Origin of the sequence: Luteococcus sanguinis, from assembly GCF_039527675.1 — a bacterium.
Classification (GTDB): Bacteria; Actinomycetota; Actinomycetes; order Propionibacteriales; family Propionibacteriaceae; genus Luteococcus; species Luteococcus sanguinis.
Genome location: NZ_BAAAKI010000025.1, coordinates 54,183 through 67,589, shown reverse-complemented (window position 1 = coordinate 67,589; position 13,407 = coordinate 54,183). Strand labels below are relative to the sequence as shown.

The 13,407-nt window shown below is 69.8% G+C and carries 14 protein-coding genes; 1 reads left to right on the top strand and 13 read right to left on the bottom strand.

Annotated elements, in window-relative coordinates; translation table 11 throughout:
• Nucleotides 1-28: 28 nt before the first annotated feature.
• Both ABD089_RS13225 and ABD089_RS13220 read right to left on the bottom strand, forming a co-directional pair.
• Nucleotides 29-532, bottom strand: coding sequence for a hypothetical protein (locus tag ABD089_RS13225; RefSeq protein WP_343886924.1), 504 nt, complete (start codon nucleotides 530-532; stop codon nucleotides 29-31).
• A gap of 129 nt (nucleotides 533-661) precedes the next feature.
• On the bottom strand, nucleotides 662-1,498 hold the full coding sequence (locus ABD089_RS13220; protein WP_343886923.1) for an extensin family protein: 837 nt from the start codon (nucleotides 1,496-1,498) through the stop codon (nucleotides 662-664).
• 102 nt (nucleotides 1,499-1,600) lie between these two features.
• Here ABD089_RS13220 and ABD089_RS13215 point away from each other — a divergent pair, with 102 nt between their 5' ends.
• Entirely contained in the window at nucleotides 1,601-2,284 is a 684-nt protein-coding gene (locus ABD089_RS13215) for an HAD-IA family hydrolase (protein WP_343887010.1), read from the top strand.
• A gap of 88 nt (nucleotides 2,285-2,372) precedes the next feature.
• Here the strand turns inward: ABD089_RS13215 and ABD089_RS13210 are convergent, their stop codons facing one another.
• The 11 genes from ABD089_RS13210 to ABD089_RS13165 all read right to left on the bottom strand — a co-directional run bounded on the left by ABD089_RS13210 (nucleotide 2,373) and on the right by ABD089_RS13165 (nucleotide 13,381).
• Nucleotides 2,373-3,104, bottom strand: a complete 732-nt coding sequence (locus tag ABD089_RS13210; protein ID WP_343886922.1) for an ABC transporter permease — start codon at nucleotides 3,102-3,104, stop codon at nucleotides 2,373-2,375.
• Nucleotide 3,105: 1 nt separating this feature from the next.
• Entirely contained in the window at nucleotides 3,106-3,933 is an 828-nt protein-coding gene (locus ABD089_RS13205; RefSeq protein WP_343886921.1) for an ABC transporter ATP-binding protein, read from the bottom strand.
• 73 nt (nucleotides 3,934-4,006) lie between these two features.
• A complete protein-coding gene (locus tag ABD089_RS13200; protein WP_343886920.1) occupies nucleotides 4,007-4,564 on the bottom strand; it encodes an NUDIX hydrolase in 558 nt (185 codons plus the stop codon).
• On the bottom strand, nucleotides 4,561-5,733 hold the full coding sequence (locus ABD089_RS13195) for a M20 metallopeptidase family protein (protein WP_343886919.1): 1,173 nt from the start codon (nucleotides 5,731-5,733) through the stop codon (nucleotides 4,561-4,563). Before ABD089_RS13195 ends, ABD089_RS13200 begins: the two co-directional genes overlap by 4 nt.
• A gap of 237 nt (nucleotides 5,734-5,970) precedes the next feature.
• Nucleotides 5,971-7,485, bottom strand: a complete 1,515-nt coding sequence (scpC, locus tag ABD089_RS13190) for a succinyl-CoA:acetate CoA-transferase ScpC (protein ID WP_343886917.1) — start codon at nucleotides 7,483-7,485, stop codon at nucleotides 5,971-5,973.
• Between the two features lie 215 nt (nucleotides 7,486-7,700).
• Nucleotides 7,701-9,953, bottom strand: a complete 2,253-nt coding sequence (locus ABD089_RS13185) for a catalase (protein WP_343886916.1) — start codon at nucleotides 9,951-9,953, stop codon at nucleotides 7,701-7,703.
• Between the two features lie 173 nt (nucleotides 9,954-10,126).
• A complete protein-coding gene (gene serB, locus ABD089_RS13180) occupies nucleotides 10,127-11,005 on the bottom strand; it encodes a phosphoserine phosphatase SerB (protein WP_343886914.1) in 879 nt (292 codons plus the stop codon).
• Nucleotides 11,006-11,014: 9 nt separating this feature from the next.
• Complete coding sequence (locus ABD089_RS13890; RefSeq protein ID WP_425560041.1) at nucleotides 11,015-11,284, bottom strand: FAD:protein FMN transferase; 270 nt, start codon at nucleotides 11,282-11,284, stop codon at nucleotides 11,015-11,017.
• Nucleotides 11,285-11,337: 53 nt separating this feature from the next.
• Nucleotides 11,338-11,523 carry a hypothetical protein gene (locus tag ABD089_RS13175; RefSeq protein WP_343886913.1) on the bottom strand — a complete coding sequence of 62 codons (186 nt, stop codon included), beginning with the start codon at nucleotides 11,521-11,523 and terminating at the stop codon, nucleotides 11,338-11,340.
• A 21-nt stretch (nucleotides 11,524-11,544) separates the two neighbouring features.
• Complete coding sequence (locus tag ABD089_RS13170; protein WP_343886912.1) at nucleotides 11,545-12,114, bottom strand: hypothetical protein; 570 nt, start codon at nucleotides 12,112-12,114, stop codon at nucleotides 11,545-11,547.
• A 208-nt stretch (nucleotides 12,115-12,322) separates the two neighbouring features.
• Nucleotides 12,323-13,381 carry a class I SAM-dependent methyltransferase gene (locus ABD089_RS13165; RefSeq protein WP_386769718.1) on the bottom strand — a complete coding sequence of 353 codons (1,059 nt, stop codon included), beginning with the start codon at nucleotides 13,379-13,381 and terminating at the stop codon, nucleotides 12,323-12,325.
• Nucleotides 13,382-13,407 lie beyond the last annotated feature (26 nt).

Below are 13,407 nucleotides of genomic sequence, written 5' to 3'. Positions count from 1 at the left end.
GCCTAGCCGTTGCCCCGCGATGCCAGCCCTACGACCGGTTGGACAGGGCCGTGCGCATCATCTGGACGGCCGGGTGGAGCTCCCAGGGGAGGGTGACGTCGAGACGGCGGTTGCCGGCGGCGGGGATCACCTGCAGCCCGGCGGCGGTGGTCCGGGTCGCCAGCAGCACCCGGTCACCGGGGGCGAGCGTCCTGTCACCCTCGACCAGGACGAGGCGATGGTCAGCCGTGTCCGCGCCGCCCACCTGCATCACCTCGACCGTGCGGGGCAGGCTGCCGAACAGGTTGCCCAGCACGGTCACCTCGAAGCGCGTCCGGGGCAGGCCCGAGCCGGTGTCGGTGCCCAGCAGACGGACGACGTCCGCGACGAGCACGTGGTCGGCGCTCTCGGCGACCTGCGCGGTCGACATCCGGTTGCCGGCAGCCTGGACGATCTGCACGTGGGTGGCAGGCGGCTGGTCGGTGTGCACCATCGAACCCACGCCCAGCAGCGCAGCGGCGAGCGCCGCGACGGCCAGTGACCGGGTGTTCATGGGGGGACCTCTTCCGGGGGGTGCCACCACTGTGCACCGCGCCTGTCCCGAACCCCAGTGCGGCCCGGATTCCGTTACAGAGTTGGGATAGAACCGATACCTGCCCGTCACCCGTTCGGAGGTGAGTGGTCATCCGCGGGCCACGGACGCGCGCAGGAAGGCCTGCCAGGTGGCCTGTTTGCGCAGGTCCGAGACGCCAATCTGGTCGAGCACCGGGCCAGCGATCGTCCTGGTGTCGGACCACTCGCCGGACACCTCGCCCTCACGCCCCCACAGCGCCAGGCAGACCGCCTGCACCGCCTGGTTCTGCACCCGGGAGCCGCGGTCGAAGGTGCTCATCCCGGTGCCGGAGATGCCGTTGTCGACGTGGATGTGGTTGCGATGCGCCTCGTTGAAATGGTGGGTGAGCACGTAGGCGAAGTGCAGGTGCAGGCTCGCGGCCAGGGTCCAGTAGCGGCGCGTCAGGGTGGCGCGGCGGGTGGCGTCCACCTCGTCCCACAGGTCGGTCCGGCAGCTGACCAGCAACGTGTCGCCCGAGCGCAGCCGGGAGATGTCGAAGGCCCGTCCCTCGGCATGCCACGAACGGCAGTCGTCCTTGGGGACATAGGCGCCATAGCTCCACACCTGCCGCACCCCGCCATAGCGCGAGCTCGTGTTCCAGTCGGCCAGCCAGCGTTGCAGCTGGGTGTGGAAGCCAGCCTGGAAGCGCATCGGCTGTGGTTTCTGGTCGATCTCGTAGACCAAGGCGGCGCTGCCGAGTCGTCCGGTGTTGAGCAGGGACGATGGGTCGACGCAGGACGCGCGGGGCTGCTCGCCCGCGTCGGTGCCCCAGGGGGCATCAGTCGCGCTGGCCAGCGGGAACCTTCGCCAGGCTTCGACCAGTCCGGCACCGGCCGCCGTGGCGGTAGCGGCGCCCCCAGCAGCCAGCAAGGTGCGGCGCTTGAGCTGGGGCCGGTCGTCGGGCATGGGCCAAGCCTAGGCGTCCGCCGTGCTGGCAGGGATCGGACGTGGGCGCCGGCTCGGGGCGGGAGCTACGACCGTGGTCGCAGGCCTAGGGTGTGGCGGGTGATGACACCGCGCTGGCAGACCGTCCTGTTCGACCTCGATGGCACCCTGTGCGACACGATCGGGCTGATCATCGCCAGCTACCAGCACTCCCTGCGCGAGGTGCTCGGCTACGAGGAGGACGAGCAGGTGATCCGCGGGTGGATCGGCAAGACCCTGGCCGACACCTTCAGCGCACACGAGCAGGCGGCGCTGCTGGAGAGCACCTATGTCAAGTACAACCTCGCGAACCTGGCCCGGCTGCAGCGCAGCTACGAGGGGGTCCGCGAACTGGTCGCCGAGCTGGATGCCGCTGGGGTGAGGTGCGGGATCGTCACCAGCAAGCGCACCGCCACTGCGCACCTCAGCCTGGAGGCTGCCGGCCTGGACGCGATGATCGAGGTGCTCGGCGCGATGGAGGACTCGACCCACCACAAGCCCCACCCCGAGCCGCTGTTGAATGCGCTGGCCAAGCTCGGCAGCACGGGGGAGGGCGTCGTCTACGTGGGCGACGCGACGGTGGACCTGCTGGCCGCCTCGGCAGCTGGCTTGGCCGGGGTTGGGGTGCTCTGGGGCGCCGGGGTGCGGGCAGACCTGGAGGTGTTGCCGCACGAGGCGATCTGCGCGACGGTTTCCGAGCTCCGAGAGGCGCTGTTCGTCACCTCCGAGGGCGTGGTGTCGGCGGATGCCGCTGAAAACCGGACCTGAGTGGGGTGGATCCGCGATTGGCACGTTCACATCGCCAAATCCGTCCGGTTTTCAGCAATGTCCGCGGGTAGGCGTGCCCGGAGGGTGCTCAGGGGGTCCGGCGGCGCAGGGTGAAGGTGCCCAACGCCAGGGCGACCACGCTGAACGCGACCAGGATGGCGATGTCTTTCGCCACGTCGCTGCCGCCGTCGGTGCGGGTGGCGAGGGTCTGCATCGCGTCCACCGCATAGCTCAGCGGGAGGAGGTCCGAGAGCTGGCGCAGGCCGTCGGGCAGCTTGTCGCGGGGGACCAGCAGCCCACACAGGAAGAACTGCGGCAGGATCATCACCGGCATGAACTGGATCGCCTGGAACTCCGTGCGGGCGAAGCCGGACGCGAGCAGCCCGAGCGCCGTGCCCAGGATCGCGTCGCAGACCGCCACCACGATGAGCTGCCACAGGGGCCCGGCCATGTCGAGGCCGCACACCCAGATGGAGAAGCCGACGGCCACCAGCGCCTGCACCAGCGCGACGATCGCGAAGGCCAAGCCGTAGCCGGCCATGAAGGAACCCTTGCCGAGCGGGGTGGTGAGCAGGCGTTCCAGCGTCCCCGACTGGCGTTCGCGCAGCGTCGCGATCGATGTGACCAGGAACATCACCACCAGCGGGAAGACCCCCAGCAGCGACGGGCCCACCCGGTCGAACATCATCGGCTGGTCCTGGTAGACCCAGGCCATCAGCCCGAGCAACACGCAGGGCACGACAAGCATCAGCGCGATGGTGCGGGGGTCGTTGCGGAGCTGCTGCAGCACGCGCCGGGCGGTGAGGATCGTGTCGCGCATCTCAGACCTCCACGGCTGTCGTCGAAGCCGGGGCGAGGGGGTCGTTGTCGATCAGGTACAAGAAGGCCGACTCCCCGTCCGCCTGGCCGGTGCGGCGCAACAACTCGTCCGGGGCCTCGGCGGCGAGGATGCGTCCCTCGCGCAGCAGGACGAGGGTGTGGCAGCGGCTGGCCTCGTCCATCACGTGCGAGCTGACCAGCAGGGTGCGGCCCTCGGCGGCGAGGCGGTGGAAGAGGTCCCACAGCGAGCGGCGGGTGACCGGGTCGAGGCCGACGGTGGGCTCGTCGAGGACGAGCACCTCCGGCTGCCCGACCAGCGCCGCGGCCAGGGATGCGCGGGAGCGCTGCCCGCCGGAGAGGTTGGCGACGAGCTGGTCGGCGTGGTCGGTGAGCCCGACCTGTTCGATGGCGGCGTCGGCGTCGGCGTGTGACTTGCGCAGCAGGGCCCCGAAGTAGCGGACGTTCTGCCGCACCGACAGGTCGTCGTAGACGCTCGGTGCCTGGGTGACGTAGCCGACGCGGTGGCGAAGATCCTTGTCACCGGCGGGCAGGCCGAGCACGGAGATGGCGCCCGACTCGACCACCTGCACGCCGACGATGGAGCGGATCAGCGTCGACTTGCCGCCGCCCGAGGGCCCGAGCAGGCCGGTGACCTGGCCGGCGGGAATGTCCAGGGAGAGACCGGGTAGTACCTTCCGTCCGCCGCGGACCACCACCAGGTCGTTGATCGTGATGGCTGGGGGCATGGAGGGTCCGCTGCGGCGGGCAGCCGTCTTCGGGGTGCTCGTCTCGTCTGTCGGCAGCGCGTGCCGCGGTGCGTAATTCCCCATGTGAACAGCTCCTGCTTGCCATTGCACCAGTGGTGCGCCATCGGCGGGTCGACGTCCGCGGCGGCGCGCGGGCTCAGCCACGGCGGGGGTCCAGTTGGCGCTGGCGGGCGGCGGCCAGGGTTTCCTGCAATTCGGTGCGCAAGCTCGTCCACTCGGCCGGGGCGAACCAGCGGACGTCGTGTGACTCCGCGCTGACAACGGGCGGGACGTGTGGTGCGAGCACCAGGAAGCGGACGTCGAAGTGCCGCGTCGGGCCGGCCGAACCGCGGCAGGTGATCGGGTGCACGTCCAGGTGCACGGGCACTGGATCGATGACCAGGTCGGGCAGCCCGGTCTCCTCACCCGCCTCGCGCAGGGCGGCGTCCGCGAGGGTTTCGTCCGTTGTCTCCTCGACGTGCCCACCGGGCTGCAGCCACGCGCCGACGATCTTGTGGTGCACCAGGCAGGCGTTGCCATCGGGGTCCAACACCAGCGCGGAGGCGGTGAGGTGCCCCGGCAGGCAGCTGCGGCGGCAGACGTCCTCGCGGGCGTCGATGATGCCCAAGTAGGCCTCGCGGAGCGCCTGCTGGCTGGGCGTCGGCGCGTGCCAGCCAGCCAGCGTCGCGCGGGCGGAGTCACGCAGGTCGCTCATGCCTCGCCCCGCAGGGAGCGGCGGGCCAGCTCGGCGAGCAGGTGGGCGCCGTCGACGAGTACAGAGTCGTCATAGCGGGCCAGCGGCGAGTGGTTGTTCTCCATGGTGGCGGGGTCGGCGTCCGCCGCCACGGCGGAGTAGAGCAGGAAGGCTCCGGGGACGGCCTCCAGCACGCGGCTGAAGTCCTCCGACGCGTTCATCGGATGCGCAAGATCGGCCCACCGGTCATCCCCGAATTCGTCGCGAACGGCGCGACGCGCCAGCTGCACCGAAGCCTCGTCGTTCACGGTGGCGGGGTAGTCCCGTTCCAGGTCGATGTCGACCTCGACGCCATGGGCGCTGGCGATGCCGCTGAGCAGCGGACCGATGAGTTCGAAGACCCGGTCCTGGGTCTCCCGACTGAAGGCGCGGATGGTCGCGTTGAACTCGGCAGTGGCGGGGATCACGTTGCGCGCCGTGCCGGCGGCGACGCGTCCGACGGTGATGACGGCCGGGTCGAAGACGTCGACGTTGCGGGTCACGAGCACCTGCAGGGAGGTGATCATCTCCGCCATGGCGGGTACTGGATCCTTGGCGAGGTGGGGGGTCGATCCGTGGCCGCCCTTGCCGCGGATGGTCACGTCGAGGGTCCCGGAGGTGCTCATGACGGTGCCCGGACGGCTGGTGAACAGCCCGGGCGGCATGTGCGCAGCCCAGACGTGCAACGCGAAGGCCTGGTCGGCGCGACGTCCGGCCGCTTCGAGGATGCCCTCGTCGATCATGATCCCGGCGCCGTTGTTGCCCTCCTCACCCGGCTGGAACATGAAGACCACGTCGCCGGGCAGTTCGTCGCGCTGGGCGCTGAGGTGACGGGCCGCGCCCACCAGCATCGCCATGTGCAGGTCGTGGCCGCAGGCGTGCATGGCGCCATTGGTGGATGCGTAGTCGAGCCCGGTCTGCTCGGTGACCGGAAGGGCGTCCATGTCGGCGCGCAGCAGGACGACCCGCCCGTTCCCGTCGTGGGCGCCGCCGCGCAGCACGGCGGTGATGGACGTCAGTGCGGCGCCGGTGGTGACCTCGAGCGGCAGTCCCTCGAGTTCGCGGAGCAGCCGGGCCTGGGTCTTCGGCAACTGCAGGCCCACCTCGGGTGCGCGGTGCAGTTCGCGGCGTAGGGCGACGAGGTCGGTCATGGTCCAACCCTAACCAGCGGCGTGTGCACAGTCCGCAACCTCTGCGTGCGGGGCTGCACTGTTGGCCAAGCGGGCGCTGGGCTGCGACCACCCGGTCGAGCAGTTCTGGCCGGGGCGGATGGCAAGACCCCACTGGGGGTCGAGCGACAGTGGCCCCGCACCCATCGGGGTGCGGGGCCACTGGCTGGTCAGCAAACCAAGATCAATAGATCATGATCAACGAACGCGACGTCCCGATCAGGGCTTCATCGTGCCCTCGGCCAGGAACTTCGAGTGCCACGACAGCGACTTGGTGAGGTCGTGCGGGGTGTGCTGGCCATTGGCGACCTTCTGCGCGTGCTCGAAGTAGTCGAGCAGTGCGGGCTTGTAGTCGGGGTGGGCGCAGTTCTCGATGATCTTCTTCGCGCGCTGGCGGGGAGCCAGGCCACGCAGGTCGGCGATGCCCTGCTCGGTGATGATCACCTGCACGTCATGCTCGGTGTGGTCGACGTGGTTGACCATGGGGACGATCGCCGAGATGGCGCCGCCCTTCGCGGTGGACGGCGACACGAAGGCCGAGAAGAAGGCGTTGCGGGTGAAGTCGCCCGAGCCGCCGATGCCGTTCTGCATCTTCGAGCCCATGACGTGGGTCGAGTTCACATTGCCGTAGATGTCGGCCTCGATCATGCCGTTGCAGGAGATGACGCCCATGCGGCGGATGGCCTCGGGGTGGTTCGAGACATCCTGCGGGCGAAGGATGATCTTCTTCGCGTACTCGGACGCGTTGTCGTTCATCTTGTTCGCGTACTCGGGCGACAGGGAGAAGGCGGTGGCCGAGGCAACCGTCAGCTTGCCGGAGTCGAGCAGGTCGACCATGCCGTCCTGGATCACCTCGGTGTAGGAGGTGAGGTTCTCGAAGGGGCCCTCGAGCAGGCCGGCCAGCACGGCGTTGGCGATGTTGCCGACGCCCGACTGCAGCGGGTTCAGGTTCTCAGGCAGGCGACCGGCCTTGACCTCGGAGCCGAAGAAGTCCAGCAGGTAGCCGGCAATCTTCTTCGAGTCCTCGTCCAGCGGCTTGAAGGGGCTGTTGCGGTCGGGATCGCTGGTCTCGATGACGGCGACGACCTTGTTCGGGTCGATGTCGTAGACCGGCTTGCCGATGCGGTCGGAGGGGGACGTGATCGGCAGCGGCTTGCGGTTCGGGGGCAGCACCGCGATGTCACCGTAGATGTCGTGCATGCCGTACAGGCCCTCGGACTGCCACTCGTTGACCTCGATGATGATCTTGTCGGCCTGCTCCAGGTAGGTGCGGTTCATGCCGACCGACGACGAGGGGACGACCGAGCCGTCCTCGAGGATCATGGTCGCCTCGATGACGGCGACGTTGATCTTGCCGAAGTAGCCGTAGGTGATCTGGTTCGCCAGGTGCGACAGGTGGATGTCGCTGTAGAAGGAGGTGCCGTCGTTGATCTTGGACCGCATGATGGGGTCGGACTGGTAGGGCGTGCGGAAGCCGACGCCACCGGTCTCGGCCAGCGCACCGTCGAGCTCGGGAGCGGTCGAGGCGCCGGTGAACATGTCGACGGTGAACTGCTCGCCGCGACCTTGGGCCTCCTTGATGTGGTTCGCAAGCGCCTGCGGGAACTCCTTCGGGTAGCCCGAACCGGTGAAGCCCGCGAAGCCGATCTTGTCGCCGTGCTGGATCAGCCCAGCGGCATCAGCGGCGGACATGACCTTGCTGCGGTAACCCTCGTTGCGGATGCGACCTGCCATGTTTCCTCCTTGAAAACGGTTGGCCTGACGACGCTCGACGTTGACCCGTCGACAGGGCTGCTGTCGCTCAGGCTACCCAATTCCTCGTGCGCTGCCCAACGCACCGGACGTCCGTGGCCGATCCGGTTGCAGAACGCGGACGGCCGGGGCGTGGATCCTTTCGGACCCACGCCCCGGCTGTGTTGTGCGCACCCCTCAGTGCATCGTCCCTGCTGTTACTGCGAGACGGGGACGAACCGCTCCCATGCCCGGTGCGAACCGAGCAGGGTGACCAGCTCATTGGCCACCGTGGCGGCGTCACCGGCCACGATCGCCACGCCACCGTCGGCCAGGTTGAGGGCCTGGGCGGCCGCCTTTGCGTCCACCAGTCCGATCGCCTTGGCGTGACGCCACGCCTCGCCGACGATCTTGCTGACGCGCGGGTCGACGGCGCCGTTCGGGTCATCGGCACCGGCCTTGGCGTCCAGCGTGGGCTGGGCGTCCGGGGCCGGGGGGACGTCCCCGACCACCACGACGGCGTCGAACTCCACCGAGGCGGCCGTCGTGTACGTCCGCTGGACCGTCAGCCCAGCGACCTTGCCACCATGCGGGGCCACGACCAGCGGCACGACGCCAGCGGCCGACAGCGCACCCTGCAGGGCCTGCACCGAGGCGGCGTCCGCCTTCTCGCCGACGACGATGCCCACCTGGCGTCCGTCGACCGGGAAGGTCTGCCCCAACTGGGACAGCGACGGGCTGAGGTGCGCCGGCTCGACGGGTGGCTGGGTGGGCTTGGGGGCGTCCATCCCCAGCCCCAGCGCGACGGCCGCGCACAACTCGGCGTCGATGTTGGCCAGGCACTGCAGCTGGCGCACCCGCACCGCCTCCTCCCAGCACTTCAGGAGCTCGAAGGTGTAGGCGGCGATGATGTGGTCGCGCTCCACCGGGGTCATCGAGCGGTAGAACAGCGTCGCCTGCGAGTAGTGGTCGTCGAAGCTGGCCGATTGCTCGCGGGTGTTGGTGCCCTGCGCGATCGGCGCGGGGAAGTCGATCACCGCGTGCTGCTCGTCCCCGGCCACCGACGGGTTGTTGGCGTCCAGGGTGTTCGGGTGGAAGGGGGCGACGCCACCGTGCACCGCGTCCTGGTGGAAACCGTCGCGCAGCAGGTCGTTGATCGGCGCGTGCGCGCGGTTGATCGGCAGCTGGTTCCAGTTCGGGCCGCCCAGACGGGTGATCTGGGTGTCCAGGTAGCTGAACAGGCGAGCCTGCAGCAGCGGGTCATTGGTGAAGTCGATGCCCTGCACCCGGTTGGCGGGATTGAAGGCGACCTGCTCGGTCTCGGCGAAGAAGTTCACCGGGTTCCGGTTCAGCGTCATGGTGCCGATCACCTGCACCGGGACGAGTTCTTCGGGAACCAGCTTGGTCGGGTCGAGCAGGTCGATCCCCTCGAACATCTGGTCTTCGGTGTCGGGCATCACCTGCACGCCCAGGTCCCACTGCGGGTAGGCGCCGGCCTCGATCGCGTCCGCCAGGTCGCGGCGGTGGAAGTCGGGATCGGCGCCATTGGTGATGATCGCCTCTTCCCAGGTCACCGAATGGACGCCCAGACGCGGCTTCCAGTGGAACTTGACCAAGGACGTCTTGCCCTCGGAGTTGATCAAGCGCCAGGTGTGGACGCCGAAGCCCTCCATCATCCGGTAGGAGCGCGGGATGCCGCGGTCGGACATGTTCCACAGGGTGTGGAACTGGGTCTCGGTGTGCAGCGAGACGAAGTCCCAGAAGGTGTCGTGCGCGCTCTGGGCCTGCGGGATCTCGCGGTCGTGGTGCCACTTGGCGGCGTGGACGATGTCGGGGAACTTGATGCCGTCCTGGATGAAGAAGACGGGCATGTTGTTGCCGACCAGGTCGAAGTTGCCCTCCGAGGTGTAGAAGCGGGTCGCGAAGCCACGGGTGTCGCGGGCCAGGTCCATCGAGCCACGGCTGCCGAGCACGGTGGAAAAGCGGACGAAGGTGTCGGTCTCGACGCCCTTCGCGAGGAAGGGGGCCACGCAGATCGACTCCGCCGCGCCGTTCGCGACGAAGGTGCCATGGGCGGCGGCGCCACGGGCATGCACGACGCGCTCGGGGATGCGCTCGTGGTCGAAGTGGCTGACCTTCTCGCGCAGGTGGTGGTCCTGCAGCAGGGTCGGGCCGCGCCGGCCCGCCTTGAGGGAGTGGTCGGTGTCGCGGACCGGCGCGCCGTGGGCAGTGGTCAGGTAGGCACCCTGCTGTGCGTTCGCGGTCTGGTCGGCGCCGGTCTCGGCGCCCGTTGGGGTGCGGGTGTCAGGGCCCGTCTGGTCGGGTTTGGGAGGCAGGGGCTCGGCGGGCGTGGTCGGCTCGCTGACCGACTCCGGCGCGGCGCCCGGACGCCCTGGGATGAGCGGCTCGCTGGCCTTGGCGGCCGGCTTGGCCGGGGCGTTCTTGTCGGGCTGGCTCTTGGTGGGGGTCATGCGAACTCCTGTCGTCGAACGGCGCCGGGGCGCGGACGAAAGGAGTCCAGCCACCGGCTCGCGGGCCATCCGTTCGACGGTAACGGTGCTGGTCAGGGGTGCTGCTACCCCCATTGGGAGGGGCGGCCTCCGCTGTTGGCGGAAGGGCGGTTTGGCGCCATCCCAGAGGGTGCTCAGCCCAGGCGCAAGTAGGCGGTGACCGCGTCCAGCCGGGGGAAGCTGATGGTCGCGTCGGCCTGGTCTGCGGCCAGGGGCTTGGCGCAGTAGGCGACGCCCAGACCTGCGGCGCCGATCATGTCCAGATCATTGGCTCCGTCCCCGACGGCGACGGCCCGGTCGGCCTCGATGCCCAACTCGGCCGCGTGACGCAGCAGGTGGGTGCGCTTGGCGGCGCGATCGACGACCGCGCCCAGCACGCGTCCGGTCAGTCGCCCGTCGATGACCTCCAAGGTGTTCGCGGAGACCTCGTGGACGGGCAGGTGCGCGACCAAGGGGACCACGATTTCGGCGAAGCCGCCGGACACGAGCGCCACGCGGGCTCCGGAGGCGGCCACGGCGCGGATGAGGCGCTCGGCGCCGGGGGAGAAGCTGGTGCGCTCCCGGACCCGCTCGAAGACGCTCGCGTCCAGGCCTTTGAGGGTGGCGACGCGCGCGGTGAGGCTCTCGCGGAAGTCGAGTTCGCCGCGCATCGCGCGGGCGGTGATCTCGGCGACCTGTTCGCCGGCGCCCGCCTCGGCCGCCAGCTCGTCGATGGCCTCCGAGGTGGTGAGCGTCGAGTCGACGTCCAAGATCAACAAGGCCGGCGGGTTGCTGGCCAAGTGGCCCTCGACCACGGTCGCGTCGACGCCGTGGGCGGCCAACGGACGCAGGGCCCGGCGCGCGGAGTGGACGTCCGACAGCTCTGGCGGCAGCTCACCGGTTGCCGACCATCCGTGGCCCCAGGGGCGCTCGGTGGCCGGTTCGGGAACCGGCGCCTCGAGCATGCCGAGGGCGAGGTCGATGACCTCGCTCGGGATGGGTTCGGGGCTGGCCAGGGCGATGCGCACGCTCACGCGGGCAGCCTATTGGTGGGGCGCGACCGGCGCGTCAGATCGGCCACCCGTTGAGAGCGAGCACGACAAGGTGTTGGCCAGGGCCGCGCTGGGGGCGGCCACCGTCACGCTGTGCCAGCCCACCGGGGCGGGGGTGAGGGTCCGCGGGTCGAGCATGTGGTGGGCCGCTCGTCCAGATGCCGTCCAACGGCGCTTCTGGGTGGACGACGTGGCCACGGCCATGCCGTCGGTCGGGGTGATGGTTTGGGACGGGTCGGTGGGGAGATCGTGGACGAACACCTGCCAACCACCTTCGGGCACGGGGCCAGCAGTGGCGAGGTCACCGCCCAGACTTACCAGGGGGAGTCGCTCCGAAAGCGGGAGGCCAACTCGTCCACCTCGTCGGTGATGGCGTGGCAGATCTCGATCGCGTGGTCGAGGGCCGTGGGGTCGGTGACGACCAGACGCGCCTCGACCGTCCACAGCCGCCAGTCGGGCGCGACGGTGTGGACGGCCGGGGCCTCACAGGTGCTGCTCATGGGCCTTCGTTCGTGCGAGCTTCAGGAGCCGGACGTGTTGCCCTGCGGCGGCTGTCCGTTGCCGGGCATCACGCCGCCCTGGCCACCCTGCTGGGTGGTGCCGGAGTTGGACGTGCCGGAGTTGCTGTTCGACGTCCCGCTGTTCGACGTCCCCGTGTTGGAGTTGCCGTTCTGTCCGGGCATGCCCATGCCGCCGGGGCCGCCCTGCATGCCGCCGGGGCCCTGCTGCTGGGAGGTGCCGGTGGTGTCGGCGCCGAAGGCATTGGCCGCAGCGACGCCACCCGCGCCGACCATGGCCGCACCGATGGTGGCGGCGATGAGGGTCTGGGTGCCCCAGCGCTTGGCGCTGGCGGCCCCGGTTGTGCCCGTGTGGGCGGCGTTCTGCGCCGCAGCCTGGTCAGTGGTGATCGCGTACTGCTGCCCTTGCTGGGCCTGGGTGTCGTTCTGCGCCTGCTGGGTGGTCGTCTGCTGGGGGGTCGCCTGCTGGGTGGCCGCCTGGCCGCTCTGGGCGGCCAGTTGGGCCGGGTGGGGATCGGTGCCCCACGGCTGCGGGACGCTCGGGTCGAACTGCTCGTGGCCCGGAGTGGTCATCTGGGAGGTCCTTTCACTGGATCACCTGCGATGGTCCGCGCCGAGGCTGTGCCGAGCCTGTGTGCGATCTGGGCGCTCCCGGTGAACCCGGACGCTCCATCGATCAGGCGGTGAGGGCTGATCATTCGAGTCCGGCCCTTCCTGCGCCCGCTGACGCAATACCTCGCTGGTCTGGCCACCACGGTCCCGGCGTTCGCGTCACTCGCCGCTAGCGCAGCCGCAGCCGCGACCGGGTGACCATGAACTTGGGGTTCTGGGCCACCACCTCGGTCGGGCCGACCACCTGGTTCAGCCGGGACCGCCACGGCAGGTGGGAGTTGAACACGCACCAGACCTGACCGCCCTTGTCGTGGGCGCTCTCTCTTTGCACACCGAGGCGCAGGACGCGGGGGAGTTCGTCGAAGAAGGCGAGCGTGGCGGACGAGTCCTTGGCGTGGCCCACGTGGAAGGGCGGGTTGGTCACCACGAGGTCCAGGTCGGCATCGGGCCAGCCCGACAGTCCGTCGGCCAGCAGCACCTGGGCGGTGACGCCGTTGGCCTCGGCGGTGCGGGCGGTGGCGGCCACCGCGGCGCGGGAGTTGTCGCTGGCGAGAAGGTCAAGGTCGGGCCGCAGCCGTCCAAGGGTGGCGGTGATGGTCCCGTTGCCGCAGCCCAGATCCAGCACACGAGCGCCGTCGGGCAGATCGCGCGCCAGGCTGGGCAGTTGGTCCAGCAGCAGGCGGGTGCCGGGGTCGGGTTTGGTTCCGGCGAAGGTGTTCCCGTGGGCCCAGAGCTCCAGTGAGAGGGCGTCGTTGTGTTGGGAGCGTGGCCAACCCCTCGACAGAGTCGGGGATCCCAGGGGGCTGGACGCGTGGAGCACCCGGGACTTCTGACGACCCAGGCTGGCGCGCACCGAGCCGAAGTGCGCGGCGAGCACTTCGTTCATCGTCCGGTTGAGGAACTTCTCCCGTCCGGTTGCGAGCACCAGCACGGAATCGGCCGCGTGTTGGGCGACCAGGCCGGCGTACTCGTCCAGGCCACCGAGCGCCTTGGGCAGCGCCATCCAGACCAGGTCAGCGCCGCGCACGGCGTCAGCCAGTTCACCGAAGGGGTCACCCGCCGCCCGCGGCGTCGGGTCGGCGGTCACGTCGTCCCAGCAGACAACCTCGTCCGCGTACTCGCCGGCGACCTCCCGCAAGCCGGGCAGGTCGATGACGACCAACCGCCGCGCCCGCCCGGGATGGACGTCGGCGGATTCGACCAGCAGCAGTGATTCGGTGGGGTCCACGCGCAGATTCTCCCCCATTACGCCCC